This window comes from Streptomyces sp. NPDC107562, from assembly GCF_055657325.1.
The window spans coordinates 680,654-697,386 of record NZ_JBVKBE010000002.1; the positions used below are offsets into that span (position 1 = coordinate 680,654).

Sequence of the window (16,733 nt, forward strand, 5' to 3'; positions counted from 1 at the left end):
TGTCCGCCCGCAGCGGTTGGCGCGTCAACACGGGCGCGTCGGTAAGAGACCGATTCCGCGCCGTTCCGAGGACGGACACCCCCCGACCCGCCCCCAACGAGACAAGCACCCCCCGCGCGAAGGGACTGGCCGGCTCAGGCGTCAGTCACACGGCGCCGCAGCCGCCCGCGGCGGGCAGGGGGCGGGTCGGGGGGTGTCCGCCCGCAGCGGTTGGCGCGTCAACACGGGCGCGTCGGTAAGAGACCGATTCCGCGCCGTTCCGAGGACGGACACCCCCCGACCCGCCCCCGACAAGACCCGCAGCCCCCGCGCGACAGCAACCCGCGCAACGGCAACCCCGCGCGACAGCACCCCCCGGTCACCGGAACCGAGCCACCGGCCGCACGTCATGCGGCTCCTCACGATCCGACCCGCACAACTCCTCGTTCAACTCGCGCACCAACTGCACCAGATCCGTCGACCGCTCCGGCCCCCACCAGTCACCGAGCAACTCCGCAAGCGACTCCTCACGAGCCCGGGCCAGCCGCTCCGCGACCACCCGCCCCTCCTCCGTGAGCACGAGGTCGAGCCCCTCCCGCACGGCAAGCCGCCGCTCCTCCACCTGCCGGGCCCCGTCGAGGATCACCCCCAGCGGCACCGTGCTGCGCTCCGCCAGCACCCCCGGCTCCACCCTCCCGTACCGCTTGATCCGCAGCACCAGCCAACTGGCCGCCGGCAGCAGGTCGTACCCCGCGCGAGCGGAGATCTTCCGGTACACGTCCTGCCGCCCCTCCCGCGTCCCCAGCACCGAGAGCGCCCGGCACACCTCGTCGTACGACGACCGCTGCACCGGATTGCTGGCCAGCGTCTGCGAGACGTCGGGCGCCGTGACCGACACCCGCAGCCGGTCCTCCTTCAGGAACCACGCCAGCACGAAGGCGAGAAACGCGACAGGCGCGGCGTACAGGAACACATCCGTGATCGCGGAGGCGTACGCGCCCTGCGCGAGCCCGCGCAACTCCGGCGGCAGCAGGGCGATCCCCCGCAGATCCGATCCCAGACCCTCCACGGAGACGCCACGCGGCAGCGACACCCCCCGGAAGGCGTCAGCCAGTTGCTCGCCGAGCCGCCCCGCGAAGACCGACCCGAAGACGGCGACCCCGAACGCCGCCCCGATCGACCGGAAGAAGGTCGCACCGGACGTGGCGACGCCCAGATCCTCGTACGACACGGCGTTCTGCACGATGAGCACCAGCACCTGCATGACCAGCCCGAGACCGAACCCGAAGACGAAGAAGGTCACACTGATCACGACGTTGGAGCTGCTCACGTCGAGGTTGTGGAGCAGCAGCAGCCCGACGGTGGTCACGAACGTCCCCGCGAGGGGAAAGACCTTCCAGCGCCCGGTGCGGCTGACGATCTGTCCCGAGCCGGTCGAGGCGACCAGCAGCCCCAGCACCATCGGCAGCATGTGCACACCCGACAGCGTCGGCGAGACCCCCTGCACGACCTGGAGGAACGTCGGCAGATACGTCATGGCCCCGAACATCGCGAACCCGATGATCAGGCTGATCGCCGCGGTGAGGGTGAAGGTGCGCAGCCGGAACAGCCGCAGCGGCAGCACCGGCTCGGCCGCCCGCCGCTCCACGCCCACGAACGCCACCGCGAGCACGGCCGCGAGCACGAGCAGCCCGACGATCTGCGGCGAGCCCCAGCCCCAGGTGGTGCCGCCGAGAGAGGCGACCAGGACCAGGCAGGTGGCGACGGCGGCGATGAGGAAGGTGCCGAGGTAGTCGATGACATGCCGGGTGCCGGTGCGCGGCAGTCGCACCACGGAGGCGATCACGACGAGCGCGACGGCCCCCACCGGCAGGTTGATGTAGAAGACCCAGCGCCAGCTCAGGTGCTCGGTGAACACCCCGCCCAGCAACGGCCCGAGCACGCTCGACGCCCCGAAGACCGCGCCGAACAGCCCTTGGTAGCGCCCCCGGTCACGCGGTGGGACCAAGTCTCCGACCATCGCCATCGACAGCACGATCAGCCCGCCGCCACCGAGCCCCTGGATGCCGCGGAAGGCGATGAGTTGCGTCATGTCCTGCGCGACCCCGCACAGCACCGAGCCGACGAGGAAGATCAGGATGGCGAGCTGGTAGAGCCGTTTACGCCCGTACTGGTCGCCGAGCTTGCCCCACAGCGGGGTCGCGGCGGTCGAGGCCAGCAGATACGCGGTGACCACCCAGGACAGGTGCGACAGGCCACCGAGTTCGCTGACGATGGTCGGCAGCGCGGTCGCCACGATCGTCTGGTCGAGAGAGGCGAGCAGCAGGCCGAGCAGCAGCGCGCCGATCGACACGAGTACGTTCCCGGACACCTGCTCGCGATCCACGGCACCCGGTATCTGAGCGGCCCTGCCGCCATGCGATTCCCCGGCCATGCACACCTCCCGAGGCTGCCTCGTCCGGCCTGCAGTACCTCATCCATCGTGGGCGGTGTGCACGGTTATGGCCTGTTGAGTCCGAGCGGGAGTGGCCGGGGCGGCACGTTTACGGGGGGCCGCCGACAGGACGTACACACAATCTGCATAATCTCTGGGACCACGGATCCGCGAGGGGAGGGACGGAAGCGTGGCGAAGCAGAACGAACACCGGTGCCCGGAGTGCGGTACGCCCAGGGGGGCGGACAACACACCGTCCTGCGCCTGCGGCGAGCGCGCCGCCGAGGCCCTGCGCGACGCGCGCACGGCGGAGCAGGCGGCGGCGGAGGACTTCGACCCCCTGCGCATCCGCCCCTACGTGGCGCTGGACCCCGCGCCCCCGGCCGACCAGGCCCCCGCGGCGGATGCGACCCTGCCGCTCCCCCTGTTGAGCCCGGCCCCACCCGGTGGAGCCGGTCTGCCCGAAGGACGCACACTCCCCGAAGCCCTCGCAGCCCCCGAGATGCTCGAAGCCCCCCACGCTTCGGAGCCGCCCGCCCAGGACCCCCACCCCGCCCGCCCGCGCGGCCGCCGCCGCACGACGCTGCTCGCGGCCGCCGCGATCCTCGGGGTCGCCGCCACGGCGGCCTTCGCCGGCGGCCTGTTCTCCTACGACACCCCGGCGCGGGACAGCGCGGCCCCGGAGTCGGTACGCGAGGCGGTCCCGCAGGCCCGCACGTCCGCGCCGATGCCGTCGCCCTCGGTCGCGGCCCCGTCGGCGAGCCCCAGCACGACGTCGGCGTCACTGTCGCCGACGCCGACCGCCTCACCGTCGCCGAGCACGTCGGCGGCGACCCCGACGCCGTCACCGACGCCGACCGGCTCGTCGCCGACCCCCACCGCCCCCGTCACGCCGACGCCGACCCCCGCGGACCGCGACGAGCCGCCGCCGACGCTTCGCCGGGGCGACTCCGGCGACGAGGTCACGGAGCTCCAGCTCCGACTGCACCAGCTGTACCTGTACAACGGCCACCCGCACGGCGACTACTCACGACAGGTCGAGGACGCCGTACGCATGTACCAGTGGACCCGCGGCATCCGCAATGACGAACCGGGCGTCTACGGCGAGGAGACCCGCCAGAAACTGGAATCGGAAACGTCGGAACCCTGAGACACGGCCCCATGAGGCCGGAGCGCAACCCAGCACAGCCCCACGACACCCCCACCGAACGCCACCCGGAACCCCGGACCGCTCGCACCAACACCCCCTCAAAGCCGGCCCCGCGCCCCGGAGCCGGCCCCGGGCCTTACGTCCGACCCCACCGGAACCCAGCGCCGGGCCCTACGCCCGACCCCACCGCGACCCAGCCCCAGGCCGTCGCGGTCGCCGCACCCGCGAGGGCGATCGTCGCCGCCGCGCGGGCCTTGGCGCCGTAGGCCCCGACCCCACCGGAACCCAGCCCCGGGCCCTACCCCGGGCCGTCGTGGTCGCCGCGCCCGCGAAGGCGATCGTCGCCGCCGTGCGGGCCTTCATGCCGTAGCCCGACCCCACCGAAACCCAGCCCCACGCCCTACCCCGACCCCACCGGAACCAGCCCCCGGCCCTACCCCCGGACCCCGTCCCCCTGACCCCGGACCACGGCCCCCGGCCGCTCCCCGAGCCGTCCCTCACCCCACGCTGACCCGAAGCTCCCCGCTCCCGCCCTCGACCGCCTCCACCCGCACCCCGGTCAGGTCCCGCACCAGCACGTCCGGCCGGTGCACCGCGGCCCGGGGCCCCACCCCGACCACCCGCATCCCCGCCGCACGCCCCGCCGCGATCCCGGCGCCCGAGTCCTCGAAGACCAGGCAGTCCTCCGGAGCCACGCCCAGTTCGGCGGCCCCCTTCAGGAACCCCTCGGGGTCGGGCTTGCTCGCGCCCACGGACTCGGCGGTCACCCGCACCCGCGGCAGGGCCAGCCCCGCCGCGGCCATCCGCGCGGTGGACAGCGCCACGTCCGCCGAGGTCACCAGGGCATGCGGCAGCCCTCGCAGGGACGCCAGGAAGTCCTTCGCGCCGGCGATCTCGACGACACCGTCCATGTCGGCGGTCTCCGCCGCGAGCATCCGCGCGTTGTCCGCGAGGTTCCGCTCCATCGGCCGGTCCGGCAGCAGCACGGCCATCGACGCGTACCCCTGCCGCCCGTGGACGACCTTCATGACCTCGTCGCCGTCCAGCCCGTGCTGCTCGGCCCACCGGCGCCAGATGCGCTCCACCACGGCGTCGGAGTTGACGAGGGTGCCGTCCATGTCGAGCAGGAGGGCGCGGGCGGTGAGCACGGTCGTGGCCGTCATCGGCAACTCCAGTACGCGGAAGAGGGGCGCGTGAGCACAGGGGGACAAGGCGGCCCCGCCCGCCGGTCAGGGAAAACGGGCGGGAGCCACTTTGTTTCTCCACGGTACAAAACAAGCCGCCTCACCGCCAGCGCCGGGCCAAGCCTTCATCTGCCGTTCAGCTCAGCAAGACGAGACGACCCCACCCCCGGCCCCGCCGGCAAACGGCCCCCGGCCCGGCCGGCAAACCGGCCCGCCCGCCGCATCCCGCCCGCCTCACCCGGCGACGGCCTCGAAGAGGCTCCACACCCCGAGGCCCAGCATCAGCAGCGCCGCGATCTTCGTGATCAGCCCCAGCGGCACCCGCCGCATCAGGGCCTTGCCGCCGACGATGCCCAGTCCGGCCACCGCCCACAGCGCCAGCACCGCACCGAGGCCGACGGACAGCGGGTCGTCGTACCGGGCGGCGAGGTTCGCGGTCATGATCTGCGTGAGGTCACCGAACTCGGCGACCAGGATGAGCATGAAGCCGGCCCCGGAGACCTTCCAGAAGGACTGGTCCCGCGGCTTGCGGATCTCCTCCTCGTCGTCACCCTTGCGGAACAGCAGCACCGCCGCGCCCCCCAGGAACAGCGCACCGGTGATCGCGTGCACCAGCTGCTGCGGCAGCAGCGTCAGCACGCTGCCCGCGGCGACGGCGAGCACGACGTGCAGCGCGAAGGCCGCGGCCACCCCGGCGAAGACGTACGAGGCGCGGTAGCGGGTGCCGAGGACGAGCCCGGCGAGCGCGGTCTTGTCGGGCAGTTCGGCGAGGAAGACGACGCCGAAGACGAGCGCCGTGACGGTCAGGCTGATCAAGGTTCCTCAATCGGTCGGGGCCACCGGCCGAGAGTCGCGGCGAAACGTCAGACCTCGGCACGGCAGCACACATGGCACCCGTGCCGTAGGGCACGGGCGTGCACTGCTTGCCGAAGGTCTCGCTGGCCGGCCTCGTCACCGAGGCCCGCCTCCGGGCGCCGGCTCAGATCCCTCGCGGGCTGAGCAGTATGTCGACGGTCCGGCGAAGAGCTACTCCCCTTCTGCGCCTCCCATGGTACGCGACGGCCCCACCGGCCCCACGGGCGGAAAAGTTCCGTCGTGAATCTTGTCGTGTCATGCACGTGTCACTAGCTTCTCACCGAACGCACACCCGTTCGCAATACGGCATCGACAGCATTCCCTCGCTCGCACGCCAACACCCCCACACTCCAAGGGAGTTCGCATGCCCAGGTTCTACGCGCGTCGACAGCTCGGCGCCGTCGCGGCGATCACCGCCTTCGCCGCCTCCGTCGCCCTGTTCAGCGCCCCCACCGCGTCCGCCGCGCTGCCCACCCCGGTCAGCGGCGCCACCGCGCGTTCCTACCTCGCCCAGCTCACCGTGACCTCCGAGGACCGCACCGGCTACAACCGCGACCTCTTCCCGCACTGGATCACCCAGTCCGGCGCCTGCAACACCCGCGAGACCGTCCTCAAGCGCGACGGCTCGGGCGTCGTCACCGACTCCTCCTGCGCCGCCACCAGCGGCAGCTGGTACTCCCCCTACGACGGCGCCACCTGGTCCGCCGCCGCCGACGTCGACATCGACCACCTCGTCCCGCTCGCCGAGGCCTGGGACTCCGGCGCCGACGGCTGGACGACCTCCCGCCGCCAGTCCTTCGCCAACGACCTGACCCGTCCGCAGCTCATCGCGGTCACCGACAACGTCAACCAGGCCAAGGGCGACCAGGACCCGGCCACCTGGATGCCGTCCCGCACCGCCTACCGCTGCACCTACGTGCGGGCCTGGGTCCAGGTGAAGTACTACTACGGCCTCTCGGTCGACTCCGCCGAGAAGAACGCGCTCACCAACCACCTGGCCTCCTGCTGACCCACCCCGGCCCCGGCTGATCCGCCGCGCGACATTTCTCGCGCGGAACCTCCCCGCCGGCCTCCGTCGTTCCGTACCGTACGGGGCGACGGAGGAGGCCGGCCGCACGGGCACAGAGCGCCCCGCAGGCGGGCGTGACCAGAGAGAAGGCGGACCATCACGTGGCGGCACTACGCCTGGGACCACTGCTGAGATACGTCGACGGCGGGGCGGCGACCGTCTGGGTCGAGGCGAGCCGCCCCTGCACGGCCGAGGTGCGCTGCGCCGACGGCGCCCACGGCACCGCCCGCACCTTCCAGGTCGCGGGCCATCACTACGCGCTCGTGCCGGTGACCGGCCTGACTTCCGGGACGACCACGGCGTACGAGGTGCTGCTCGACGGCGCGCGCGTGTGGCCGCTGCCCGACTCCCCGTACCCGCCCTCGGTGATCCGCGCCGGCTTCGTCGAGGACACCGTCCGGGTCGCCTTCGGCTCCTGCCGCTGGGCCGCGCCCCCGGGCGACGGGAAGGACCCGGTCGGCCCCGACGCCCTGGACACCCTGGCCGCCCGCATCGCGGGCGCCCCCGAGGAGGTACGCCCGGACGTCCTGCTCCTGCTCGGCGACCAGGTCTACGCCGACGAGACCTCGCGGGCCACCCAGCAGCGGCTGGCCACGCGCCGCGATCTGGCGGAGCCGCCGGGCACCGGAGTGGCGGACTACGAGGAGTACACCCAGCTGTACTACGAGTCCTGGCTCGACTCCGAGGTGCGCTGGCTGCTGTCCACCGTGCCCAGCTGCATGATCTTCGACGACCACGACGTCATAGACGACTGGAACACCTCCGCCGCCTGGCTCGCCGACATGCGCGCCACCCACTGGTGGCAGGAGCGGGTGGTCAGCGGACTGATGTCGTACTGGGTCCACCAGCACCTCGGCAACCTCGCACCGGCCGAGCTGGCCGCCGACCCCCTGTACGCCGCCGTACGCGACACCCCGGACGCCACCGACCTGCTGCGCACCTTCGCCGCCGAGGCCGACGCCGACCCGACGACCGCGCGGTGGAGCTACCGGCGGGACTTCGGGCGCGTGCGGCTGCTGATGGTGGACAGCCGCGCGGCCCGCGTCCTGGACGAGGGCAAGCGCTCGATGCTCGACGCCGGCGAGCAGGAGTGGCTGCGCACCGAGGCGCTGGCGGACCGGGAATCGTACGACCACCTCCTGATCGGCACCTCCTTGCCGTGGCTGCTGCCGCACCTGGTGCACGACGCCGAGGGCTGGAACGCGGCGCTGTGCCGGGGCGAGAAGGGCGAGCGCTGGGCGCGCTGGGGCGAGAAGATGCGGCGCGCGGCGGACCTGGAGCACTGGTCGGCCTTCCCGGAGTCCTTCGACGCGCTGGCCGCGCTGATCGCCGAGGTGGGCTCGGGGGACACGGCACCGGCGAGCGTGTGCGTGCTGTCGGGAGATGTGCATCACGCCTATGTCGCCGAGCCGACCTGGCCCTCCGGCGGGCCGGACGCGCGCGTGCTCCAACTCACCTGCTCGCCCGTGCACAACTCCATCCCGCTGCCGATACGGATGGGATTCCGCTTCGGCTGGAGCGGCGTCGCGCGCTTCCTGGGCCGCCGGATCGCGGGCCACGGCAAGGTGCCTCAGCCGCCGATCGACTGGCGTTGCACGGGCGGACCCTGGTTCGGCAACCAGCTCATGACGCTGACGATGAACGGGCGTTCGGCACGGCTGCTGCTGGAGCACACCGAGCAGGACGGACAGGGCGGAGCGCGGCTCGCGACCGTGGAGGAGTCGGTTCTGACCACCTCATGAGGTACATCCGGGACCTGTGGGACCCGCGTTGGCTTCTGGTGTTCCCGACGGCATGATGAGGCGGGCCGTCCGCTTTCCCCGGACGGTCCGCCCCACCGCGCCCCACACGCCGGGAGTCACCGCTTTGTCTGCACCGACCGAGCACACCATGTCGGAGTCCTCCATATCGGGGGCTGCACGCGGGACTTCTCCCCAGGGGTCACCCCGCACGGCCTCCGCGCAGGCCTCACCCCGCGCCCGCCTGGCGGGAGAGCCGCCGTACCCGACCGGGCCGGCCCCCGCCCCGGTCTCCGTGGCCCTCGTCGGTGCCGGACCCCGCGGCACCAGCGTGCTGGAGCGCCTGTGCGCCTCGGCCGCCGAACTCCTCCCGCCCGGCACACCGCTGACGGTGCACGTGGTCGACCCGGCGCCGCCGGGCCCCGGCCGCGTCTGGCGCACCGCCCAGTCCGCCGAGCTGCTGATGAACACGGTCGCCTCGCAGGTGACGCTGTTCACCGACGAGAGCGTCGACTGCTCGGGTCCGATCCGTCCGGGCCCGAGCCTGTACGAGTGGGCCGGCGGCGCCCTCGGCCCCGACGACTACCCGACCCGGTCCCAGTACGGCGGGTACCTGGAGTGGGTGTTCGCCCGGACGGTGCGTCAGGCGCCGCCCGGGGTGCGTGTCCGGATCCACGCGGCCCGCGCGGTCCGGCTCGACGACGGTCCCGACGGCAGCCAGGTCCTCGCCCTGGACGACGGCGGACTGCTGGACGGGCTCGCGGCCGTCGTCCTCGCGCAGGGCCATCTGCCGACGGCGCCGGACGCGGAACAGCGGAAGCAGACGTCGTACGCCGCCCGCAACGGTCTGCGCTACGTCCCGCCCGCCAACCCGGCGGACGTCGACCTGACCCCGCTCTCCCCCGGCGAGCCGGTACTGCTGCGCGGCCTGGGTCTGAACTTCTTCGACCACATGGCCCTGCTGACCACCGGCCGCGGCGGCCGCTTCGTGCGCACCGGGGAGGGGCTGCGCTACCAGCCCTCCGGCCGCGAACCCCGCCTGTACGCCGGTTCCCGGCGCGGCGTCCCGTACCAGGCGCGCGGCGACAACGCCAAGGGCCCCTACGGGCGTCACGAGCCCCTCGTGCTCACGCCCGAGGTGATCGCGGGCTTCCGCAAGCGCGCCGACTCGGGGGACGCGCCGGACTTCCTGACGGAGGTCTGGCCGCTGGTGGCGAAGGAGGTCGAGACCGTCCACTACGCCACCCTGCTGGGCGGCTCGCGCGCCTTCACCGAGCGCTATCTCGCCGTCCCGCACGGCGATCCCCAGGAGGCGCTGCTGCTGGACGAGTTCGGGGTCCCGGCCAAAGAACGCTGGTCGTGGGAACGGATCTCCCGGCCGTACGCGGACCGGACGTTCGCGGGGCCGGGCGCCTGGCGGGACTGGCTCCTGACCCATCTGCGCGAGGACGCCGCGCAGGCGGCCCTGGGCAATGTGCGCGGTCCGCTCAAGGCCGCCCTCGACGTGCTGCGCGACCTGCGCAACGAGATACGACTGATCGTCGACCACGGCGGTCTGAGCGGCGCGTCCCGCCGGGACCACCTGGACCGCTGGTACACCCCGCTCAACGCCTTCCTCTCCATCGGCCCGCCCCGGCGCCGCATCGAGGAACTGGCCGCGCTGACGGCCGCCGGGGTGGTGGAGGTGCTCGGGCCGCGGCTGGAGGTGCGGTGCGCGGACGGGGCGTGGGTGGCGCACTCCCCCGAGGTGCCGGGGTCGGCGGTGCGTGTGACGGGTCTCGTGGAGGCGCGGCTCCCGGAACCCGACCTGCGCCGCACCGCCGACGAGTTGCTGACCCGGCTGCTGACGAGCGGGCAGTGCAGGCCGCACACGGTCGACGGGTACGAGACGGGCGGGCTGGACGTGACCCGGCGGCCATATCGCCTGATGGACCGTCAAGGAGCCCCGCACGAGCGGCGGTTCGCGATCGGAGTGCCCACGGAGGGCGTGCACTGGGTGACGGCGGCGGGCGCGCGGCCCGGCGTGGACTCGGTGACCCTGTCGGACACGGACGCGGTGGCGCGGGCGGTGCTGCGGGTGGCGGCGGAGCCGGGGGCGGCGGCGGGCGCGGAACCGGGCAGCGGGGTGAGCGCGGCCGATCCGGCGGGGCTCCGTTCTTCGGTTTGTACGTGAACATCCGGTACCGAACACACGAGCCCCCCGTGAACCTCTTGTCACACCCCGGGCGTACTCTGTGATGCTCACGGGGGATGACGGGGAGTCGCGGTGCTGGAGAGTGTGGGGTCACTGACGGGCAGTCCATGGATCTACGCCATGGTGGCGGCGTCGGTCCTGCTCGACGTGTTCGTCCCCGTGCTGCCGAGCGGGGTCCTGGTCATCATGGCGGCGACGGCCGCGGCCGCGGGCTCCGGTGCGGCGACCGGCCATGTCCCGGCCGACGTCCCCGACATCCTGCTCCTCACCCTTTGCGCCACCACCGCGTCCGTGCTGGGTGACCTGGTCGCGTACCGCCTCGCCTGGCGCGGCGGCGCCCGCCTGGACCGTGCGCTGGCCCGCTCCCCTCGCCTCAGTACCGCGCAGGAACGTCTCGGCACGGCACTGGCCCGAGGCGGTGGGGCCCTGGTCGTGCTGGCCCGCTTCGCGCCCGCCGGCCGTTCGGTGGTCTCCCTCGGTGCGGGCGCCGCGCGCCGCCGCCCCCGGGACTTCGTCCCCTGGTCGGCCCTCGCGGGCCTGTCCTGGGCCATGTACAGCGTCGCCCTGGGCTACCTGGGCGGCCACTGGCTGGGGGCGACCTGGCTGGCCACGGGGGTGTCCCTGCTCGCGCTGTTCGGGGCGGGGGCGGCGGCGACGTATCTCGTGCGGCGCGCCTGAGAGTTCACGGCACGGCGGTCCCCGGTCGGCCCACGCCTGCCGGGCCCCGGCATGCCGAGGCGCTACGCGGCGTGCACGATGGGACACGTACAGTCGTGCACGGCGTGCAGGAAGGGACCACATGGCGACCACATCACGGCAGCGGGCCCACGCGCGGAACGCGCTGGCCTGTCTGCTGCTCGCGGCCGGCGGCGCGGTGACCCTGGTCTCCTGCGGAGGCGGGGGCGACGCCGGGGACGGCACCGCCTCGCTCCGGCCGACGCCCACGGGTCCGTATGTCGCCTCCTTCTCCGGCACCCCGGCGTCCGCGCTGGCCTCGCTGAAGGGCTCCGCCCAGGCACGGGCCTCGGCCGCCGCCTCCTCCGCCTCCGCGCGGGCCTCCGAGTTCGAGGCGTCGGTGTCGGCGGAGATCGAGCGCGCCAACGCGGCGGCCCAGCGGGAGCTCAAGGGCGTCAAGGGCCAGGGCAACGCCATGGCGGACGTGTCCCTCACCGGAAAGCCGCGGGCCGACACGGGAGACCTCGTCGCGGTCACCGTGAACATCACCAACAGGACGGACGCGGCCGCGTCGTACGCGGTCCAGGTCGAGTTCCGTGACTCCGACGGCAAGGTCGTCGAGACCCGCCACGTCGGCGCGGAGGACCTCGCTCCCGGCGCCAGACAGCAGACCGTCGCCATCAGCCGCACCCCGTCGGGCCAACAGCTCACAGCCGAAATCACCAAGGCCCAACGCTACTGACCTACGCCCCGGGGGGCGCACCGCACACGTTCCGCCCTCACTCCGGCACGCACCCGCACCACGCACGAACCGCCCACGTGCCGCCGTCGGCGGCCCCACACCCCGCGCGGCGCAAGAGTCTTGGGCGAGCGCGGCCCGGCCGCCACCCCGCCCGCGTGCCCTCGGCCCGGGCCACCAGCCGCCCGGCGACGGCACGATGGCGACGACGGCGACGGGGTGCCTCCGGCAACGGAGGCCCGGACGCATGGCGCGCCCGGCGCACGGCCCGGCGGAGTGCTAGCCCGCCTGGCGGGTCGGGCGGCCTCGGACCTCCAGGTCGGCGAGGAGTTCGGCCGTGGCCTCGGCGATCGCGTCGACGGCCCGGTCGAAGACCTCGCGATTGTGGGCGGCGGGCGCCCGGAAGCCGGACACCTTGCGCACGTACTGCAACGCGGCGGCCCGGATGTCCTCCTCCGTCGCCTCCTCGGGCAGCACGGGCGGACGGAGCGTTTTGATGCTGCGGCACATGGACCCAGTCTCGCCCCGCCCGCACCCGTATGTCTCGCGGTCCGCCCACCCCGAGCCCGGCACCCGGACGCCGCTACCGGCGTACCGCTCGCCCTGTCATGATCGCCCCTGAGGCGGCCACCGGTCCCGGGGCCGACCCATGAGAGGAGCCGCTCCATGGCGCACGACAAGCTCACCGTCGCGGTACTGGGCCCCGGCGGCGTCGGCGGCCTGCTCGCCGCGCTGCTCGCCCGCGCCGGGCACCGCGTGATCTGCCTCGCCGGCGAGACCACGGCCGACACCCTGCGCACCACCGGCCTCCACGTCCGCAGCTCCCGCCACGGCGAGTTCACCACACCCGTGGAAGCCGACACGGAACTGCGCGAACCCGTCGACGCCTGCCTGATCACCGTCAAGGCGACCGCGCTCGACGCCGCACTCCCGCGCGTCCCCGTCGCCGCGCTCGGCGACGCGCTGCTCGTGCCGTTCCTCAACGGCGTCGAACACCCGGCCCGCCTCCGCTCCCGCTACCGGCCCGAGCAGGTCGCCCCGGCCGTCATCCGCGTCGAGTCCACCCGCGTAGCGCCCGGCGAGATCGAACACACCAGTCCCTTCGCCGAGGTCGACCTCACCGGCGACCCCGTCCCGCGGCACCGCCTCGACACACTGGCCGCCGCCTTCGACGACGCCGGTCTCACCACCCGCGTCCTGGACGACGAGGCGGCCGCGCTCTGGGCGAAGATGGCCTTCCTCGCCCCCTTCGCCCTGCTCACCACCCGTTACGCCGTTCCTCTCGGTGACATCCGCACCCACCACCGTGACGAACTCGCCGCCCTGGTCGCCGAGACGGCCGCCGTCAGTGGCGCCTGCGGCGGCCCCGCCGACCCGGCCGAGGCGCTCGCCCGCTTCGACGCCTTCCCGCCGGGCGCCAAGTCCTCCATGCAACGCGACGCCGAGGCGGGCCGCCCCCTGGAACTGGACGCCATCGGCACCGCGCTCCTGCGCGCGGCCGAGCGCCACGACGTAGCGACTCCCGTGGCGGCGAAGCTGGTGGCGGACCTGCGGAACGCCGGCCGCTGACGCCGTTCCCCGCGCCGGGCCCCGCGCACGGCTGTGCTCAGCAGACCTGCCCGGGCCCGGCGGCCGTCGCCTTCAGCAGGTCACGCACCAGGTCGAAGTCGATCAGCTCGGGCTTGCGGAAGCGCAGGCACCCCTTGCCCATGTCGTGCCCGGCCAGTCGCTCCTCGAAGGCCTCACGGACGTCGCCGCGCATCAGATAGAAGGAGATGTACTGCTTCTGACCGGCGAAGGCGATCTCGGCCGTGCCGTCCCGCTCGTAGGCGGGCATCCCGTACGCCATCACCTCACGGAACCCGGTCAACTCCGCCCGGCACAGCTCCCGCAGCCGGCTCAGCGCCTCCCGGCGCTCCTGCGGGAACTCGGCGAGATACGTGTCGACGTCGGCGGCGTTGCTCTGCACCATGGCCCCGAGCCTACCGGCGGCCCAGGCCCTCCCCATGGGCGAGCAAGCCACGCGGCGGTCGGCCGGTGAGCCGCAGGACGGTGTCGGTGGTGCGGTCCGTCCCGGCGGGCGGGGCGGCGAACTCGTAGGGCAGCCGACCTGGGCGAAGCAGCCCCGACGCCCCTGCCCCCGCGTTGACCACGAACCGGCAGGTCAGAGCCCCAGCACAGCCCACGCGTACACCCGTTCGCATGAACCACCCTGATGCGCTCGCCACTCGAAATCGAACAGGCGTACCATTGCGGCCGTGGCGACGACCTACGACTTCCCCAGCGACCTCCGCGCCGGTCAGGAGGAGCTGCATCAGGTCCGGGCCGAGCTGTCGGCCCTGCTGAAGCGGCTCCCCTGGTCGGTCGTGCCCCTGGACGGCTTCAGCGACGCCGGCGGCTGGCGCAAGATCGAACGCCCGGCCTCCCCCGGCTGGTCGGACGACGAGCAGGCCGAGGTCGAGAAGCTCCGCCGCCGCGAACGCGAACTCGCGATCTTCGTCACCACCCACCGCTACTGGTCGGAAGTGACAGGCCCGGACCGCGTGGACGCCCGGGCCGGCCTCAAGCATCCGCAGCCGCCCCCGAACTGACCGCACGGATGCCCGGCGGCGTCGCCCCCTACCCCTCGCCCCCGGCGCGGCCGCCGTCGTCGTCGTCATCGAGGACGAAGAGGGGCTTGGCGTCGCGGGCGGGTGCTTCGGCGAGCGCGAGGGCCTCGGTGAAGTCTTCGAGCGGGAACGCCCGGCCCTGGGGGATGCTCAGCACGTCGTCGGCGACGAGACCGCGGACCTGGGCCAGCGCTTCCAGTGCGTCCTGGGGCTCGGCGGCGCCGAACCAGCGGTTCAGCCAGAAGCCGCGGACCACCTTGGTCTCGTAGATCACCGAGCGTGCCGCCAGCGGGATCGTCAGCGCGGCGGGATCCGTCTGCCGGTGGGTGGAGAGGGCGCCGTAGACCACGAGTTCTCCTCCCGGAGCCAGGGCCTGGGACACCTGGGCACCCACGGGTCCCGCGACGCAGTCCACGGCCTTGCGCACGCCGGCCGGTCCCACCGTCTCCGCCACCCGCCGCACCAGGTCCTCGTCCTCGGTACAGATGACCTCGTCACCACCGAAGGCCTTGATCTCGTCGACGGCGGCCCGTCGCCGCACGACGTTGAGGGTACGCACACCCAGATGCCGGGACAGCTGGATGACCAGCCGCCCGACGGTGGAGCCCGCGGCGGTCTGCAACAGCCATTCGCCCGGCCGCACGTCGAGTTCGCGCGTCACGAGGAGCAGCGCGGTCAACGGGTTGACGGCGAGCTGACAGGCGCTGGAGTCGCTCAGACCGTCGGGCACGGGCAGGAGTCTTCGGGTGTCGGCGACCAGGTACTCCTGCCAGGTTCCGGACACCCGGGGGCCGGGAACCGCCGGCACGGCGGCGACCAGCACCCGCTCGCCGGCCTCGGGTCCCTCGGTGCCGGGACCCAGCGCCTCGACCCGGCCCACGCACTCCATGTAGCCCCCCACGGCGGGGAACTCGGGGGAGAATCCGTAGCGGCCGCGCAGCACGTGCAGATCACTGGCGTGGACCGGGGTGGCCCGCACCCGGACCAGGGCCTGACCGGCCTCCGGCGTCGGTACGGGCAGGGATTCCAGTCGCAGGACATCGACGGGCTCGCCGATCCTCCCGGCCACGAGAGCGCGCATGGATCGAGGCATCAGAGACCTCCCGCGGTGCCGGTGCCGACACCCTCGGCACCCAGGTGCCGGTCCACCGTCTTCACGCTACGCCCGCCCCCGGCAGGATTCCCGCCGACGGGCGACGCCCCGAGGAACGACGCGGGCGCGATGATGTCGAGAACGGGCCACCGGCTCCGTCCCAGGGACGTCGGCGGCCACCACCGGCCGCACCGGGAAGAAGGAGAAGTCGGCATGGCGATTCAGCGGATGGACAACGTGGGCGTCGTCGTCGAGGACATGGACGCCGCCATCGCGTTCTTCGTGGAACTAGGTATGGAGCTGGAGGGCAGGGCGGAGGTCAAGGGCCCCGTGGCCGACCAGTGCACCGGCCTCGAAGGGGTCCACTGCGACATCGCGATGGTCCGGACCCCCGACGGTCACAGCCGGCTCGAACTGGCGAAGTACCGCACCCCCGCGGCGACGAGCCCCGCACCACGCAACCAGCCCCACAACATCCTGGGCACGCACCGCGTCATGTTCGCCGTCGACGACCTCGAGGACACCCTGGCCCGGCTGCGCCCGCACGGCGCCGAACTCCTCGGCGAGATCGCCCGCTTCGAGGACATCTACCTGCTCTGCTACATCCGCGGCCCGGAGGGCATCATCATCGGCCTCGCCGAACAACTGCGCTAGGGCCGGCCCGTCACGGCTTGCGGGTCACCCACAGCAGTTCCGCCGGCCGGCGGTGCGCCCGGTCGGGCGGGCCGGTCTCGTTGTAGCCGTCGGGTGTCCCGGGTGCGGGCGCGGCTCGATGAGGTCGTCGATGAGGTCGTCGATGACGAGACCCGCGCCGCGCCCTGCACCAGCGGATAGCGCGCGTCTCCCGTCGCGCGTGCAGCTGCGGCGAGTTGGGCTTCGGACACGTCGAGCCCGACCACGGTGGCGCCCTCGGCGGCGAGCGCCCCGGACCACTGGCCGGCGCCGCAGCCGAGTTCGAGAACCCGCTTGCCGGTGACATCGCCCAGGGCGTGCAGGTGCGCGTCAGGGATGAA

At 73.3% G+C, this 16,733-nt stretch carries 16 protein-coding genes; 9 read left to right on the forward strand and 7 right to left on the reverse strand.

Going from position 1 to position 16,733, the window contains the following annotated elements:
* Positions 1-358 precede the first annotated feature (358 nt).
* Positions 359-2,413, reverse strand: coding sequence for a DHA2 family efflux MFS transporter permease subunit (locus ACZ7LV_RS08860; RefSeq protein WP_471937223.1), 2,055 nt, complete (start codon positions 2,411-2,413; stop codon positions 359-361).
* Between the two features lie 190 nt (positions 2,414-2,603).
* On the opposite strand from ACZ7LV_RS08860, the gene ACZ7LV_RS08865 reads away from it, so the two are divergent.
* The gene (locus tag ACZ7LV_RS08865; RefSeq protein ID WP_471937225.1) at positions 2,604-3,563 is read left to right on the forward strand and encodes a peptidoglycan-binding domain-containing protein; all 960 of its coding nucleotides are present in this window, start codon (positions 2,604-2,606) and stop codon (positions 3,561-3,563) included.
* Positions 3,564-4,060: 497 nt separating this feature from the next.
* On the opposite strand, the gene ACZ7LV_RS08870 is transcribed toward ACZ7LV_RS08865, so the two are convergent.
* Entirely contained in the window at positions 4,061-4,726 is a 666-nt protein-coding gene (locus tag ACZ7LV_RS08870) for an HAD-IA family hydrolase (RefSeq protein WP_471937227.1), read from the reverse strand.
* 255 nt (positions 4,727-4,981) lie between these two features.
* Complete coding sequence (locus tag ACZ7LV_RS08875; RefSeq protein ID WP_471937228.1) at positions 4,982-5,563, reverse strand: TMEM165/GDT1 family protein; 582 nt, start codon at positions 5,561-5,563, stop codon at positions 4,982-4,984.
* 403 nt (positions 5,564-5,966) lie between these two features.
* Here ACZ7LV_RS08875 and ACZ7LV_RS08880 point away from each other — a divergent pair, with 403 nt between their 5' ends.
* The 5 genes from ACZ7LV_RS08880 (at position 5,967) to ACZ7LV_RS08900 (ending at position 12,021) form a co-directional block, all read left to right on the forward strand.
* On the forward strand, positions 5,967-6,611 hold the full coding sequence (locus ACZ7LV_RS08880; RefSeq protein ID WP_471937230.1) for an HNH endonuclease family protein: 645 nt from the start codon (positions 5,967-5,969) through the stop codon (positions 6,609-6,611).
* Positions 6,612-6,772: 161 nt separating this feature from the next.
* A complete protein-coding gene (locus ACZ7LV_RS08885; protein WP_471937232.1) occupies positions 6,773-8,413 on the forward strand; it encodes an alkaline phosphatase D family protein in 1,641 nt (546 codons plus the stop codon).
* 148 nt (positions 8,414-8,561) lie between these two features.
* Positions 8,562-10,583, forward strand: a complete 2,022-nt coding sequence (locus ACZ7LV_RS08890) for an FAD/NAD(P)-binding protein (protein ID WP_471937793.1) — start codon at positions 8,562-8,564, stop codon at positions 10,581-10,583.
* Positions 10,584-10,676: 93 nt separating this feature from the next.
* Positions 10,677-11,282, forward strand: a complete 606-nt coding sequence (locus ACZ7LV_RS08895) for a DedA family protein (protein WP_471937234.1) — start codon at positions 10,677-10,679, stop codon at positions 11,280-11,282.
* Between the two features lie 121 nt (positions 11,283-11,403).
* The gene (locus ACZ7LV_RS08900) at positions 11,404-12,021 is read left to right on the forward strand and encodes an FxLYD domain-containing protein (protein ID WP_471937236.1); all 618 of its coding nucleotides are present in this window, start codon (positions 11,404-11,406) and stop codon (positions 12,019-12,021) included.
* Between the two features lie 276 nt (positions 12,022-12,297).
* On the opposite strand, the gene ACZ7LV_RS08905 is transcribed toward ACZ7LV_RS08900, so the two are convergent.
* The gene (locus ACZ7LV_RS08905; protein ID WP_450979181.1) at positions 12,298-12,528 is read right to left on the reverse strand and encodes a DUF2277 domain-containing protein; all 231 of its coding nucleotides are present in this window, start codon (positions 12,526-12,528) and stop codon (positions 12,298-12,300) included.
* A 156-nt stretch (positions 12,529-12,684) separates the two neighbouring features.
* Between ACZ7LV_RS08905 and ACZ7LV_RS08910 the strand changes: the two genes are divergently transcribed.
* Positions 12,685-13,587 carry a ketopantoate reductase family protein gene (locus tag ACZ7LV_RS08910; RefSeq protein WP_471937238.1) on the forward strand — a complete coding sequence of 301 codons (903 nt, stop codon included), beginning with the start codon at positions 12,685-12,687 and terminating at the stop codon, positions 13,585-13,587.
* 37 nt (positions 13,588-13,624) lie between these two features.
* On the opposite strand, the gene ACZ7LV_RS08915 is transcribed toward ACZ7LV_RS08910, so the two are convergent.
* Complete coding sequence (locus ACZ7LV_RS08915; RefSeq protein WP_471937240.1) at positions 13,625-13,990, reverse strand: iron chaperone; 366 nt, start codon at positions 13,988-13,990, stop codon at positions 13,625-13,627.
* A 286-nt stretch (positions 13,991-14,276) separates the two neighbouring features.
* On the opposite strand from ACZ7LV_RS08915, the gene ACZ7LV_RS08920 reads away from it, so the two are divergent.
* Positions 14,277-14,609, forward strand: a complete 333-nt coding sequence (locus ACZ7LV_RS08920) for a hypothetical protein (RefSeq protein ID WP_471937242.1) — start codon at positions 14,277-14,279, stop codon at positions 14,607-14,609.
* A 28-nt stretch (positions 14,610-14,637) separates the two neighbouring features.
* On the opposite strand, the gene ACZ7LV_RS08925 is transcribed toward ACZ7LV_RS08920, so the two are convergent.
* Complete coding sequence (locus ACZ7LV_RS08925) at positions 14,638-15,708, reverse strand: zinc-dependent alcohol dehydrogenase family protein (RefSeq protein ID WP_471937244.1); 1,071 nt, start codon at positions 15,706-15,708, stop codon at positions 14,638-14,640.
* Between the two features lie 225 nt (positions 15,709-15,933).
* Between ACZ7LV_RS08925 and ACZ7LV_RS08930 the strand changes: the two genes are divergently transcribed.
* Positions 15,934-16,374 carry a VOC family protein gene (locus ACZ7LV_RS08930; protein ID WP_471937246.1) on the forward strand — a complete coding sequence of 147 codons (441 nt, stop codon included), beginning with the start codon at positions 15,934-15,936 and terminating at the stop codon, positions 16,372-16,374.
* Here the strand turns inward: ACZ7LV_RS08930 and ACZ7LV_RS08935 are convergent.
* Positions 16,371-16,730, reverse strand: a complete 360-nt coding sequence (locus ACZ7LV_RS08935; protein ID WP_471937795.1) for a class I SAM-dependent methyltransferase — start codon at positions 16,728-16,730, stop codon at positions 16,371-16,373. The two genes, ACZ7LV_RS08930 and ACZ7LV_RS08935, sit on opposite strands and share 4 nt — an antisense overlap.
* Positions 16,731-16,733 lie beyond the last annotated feature (3 nt).

What these genes read in the sequence shown, in the direction of transcription:
- ACZ7LV_RS08860 (WP_471937223.1), bottom strand. Translation starts at nt 2,413, where the DNA reads ATGGCCGGGGAATCGCATGGCGGCAGGGCCGCTCAGATACCGGGTGCC.
- ACZ7LV_RS08870 (WP_471937227.1), bottom strand. Translation starts at nt 4,726, where the DNA reads ATGACGGCCACGACCGTGCTCACCGCCCGCGCCCTCCTGCTCGACATG.
- ACZ7LV_RS08880 (WP_471937230.1), top strand. Translation starts at nt 5,967, where the DNA reads ATGCCCAGGTTCTACGCGCGTCGACAGCTCGGCGCCGTCGCGGCGATC.
- ACZ7LV_RS08890 (WP_471937793.1), top strand. Translation starts at nt 8,562, where the DNA reads ATGTCGGAGTCCTCCATATCGGGGGCTGCACGCGGGACTTCTCCCCAG.
- ACZ7LV_RS08900 (WP_471937236.1), top strand. Translation starts at nt 11,404, where the DNA reads ATGGCGACCACATCACGGCAGCGGGCCCACGCGCGGAACGCGCTGGCC.
- ACZ7LV_RS08905 (WP_450979181.1), bottom strand. Translation starts at nt 12,528, where the DNA reads ATGTGCCGCAGCATCAAAACGCTCCGTCCGCCCGTGCTGCCCGAGGAG.
- ACZ7LV_RS08910 (WP_471937238.1), top strand. Translation starts at nt 12,685, where the DNA reads ATGGCGCACGACAAGCTCACCGTCGCGGTACTGGGCCCCGGCGGCGTC.
- ACZ7LV_RS08915 (WP_471937240.1), bottom strand. Translation starts at nt 13,990, where the DNA reads ATGGTGCAGAGCAACGCCGCCGACGTCGACACGTATCTCGCCGAGTTC.
- ACZ7LV_RS08925 (WP_471937244.1), bottom strand. Translation starts at nt 15,708, where the DNA reads ATGCGCGCTCTCGTGGCCGGGAGGATCGGCGAGCCCGTCGATGTCCTG.
- ACZ7LV_RS08930 (WP_471937246.1), top strand. Translation starts at nt 15,934, where the DNA reads ATGGCGATTCAGCGGATGGACAACGTGGGCGTCGTCGTCGAGGACATG.